The sequence below is a fragment of the Collinsella sp. OF02-10 genome (genome assembly GCF_003463445.1).
In the GTDB taxonomy this organism is placed as follows: domain Bacteria; phylum Actinomycetota; class Coriobacteriia; order Coriobacteriales; family Coriobacteriaceae; genus Collinsella.
On sequence record NZ_QSCW01000038.1, the window covers coordinates 1,702 to 1,901 of the forward strand.

The 200-nt window shown below is 58.0% G+C and carries 1 pseudogene; it reads left to right on the forward strand.

Annotated features, from left to right (window positions below):
* Nucleotides 1-189, forward strand: a pseudogene (locus tag DXA43_RS10015) (hypothetical protein); the annotation flags it as partial.
* Nucleotides 190-200: the final 11 nt, after the last annotated feature.

Genomic DNA, 200 nt, shown 5'->3' on the forward strand with positions numbered 1-200 from the left:
GAGAACCCGATTAGATGCCGTCAGCGAAACGGCACGGATGACCCGCCGCTCTGGATTTCGGTCGGCTCGCTTCCCGACGGTAGATTTGCCGAGCTGATTGGATTCATGGATATCGACGGCGTTTGGTGCGTGTTCCACGCGATGGTGCCGCCGACGAAGAAGTTCAAGCGTGAGCTGGGATGGAGGTAGACATGAACGGA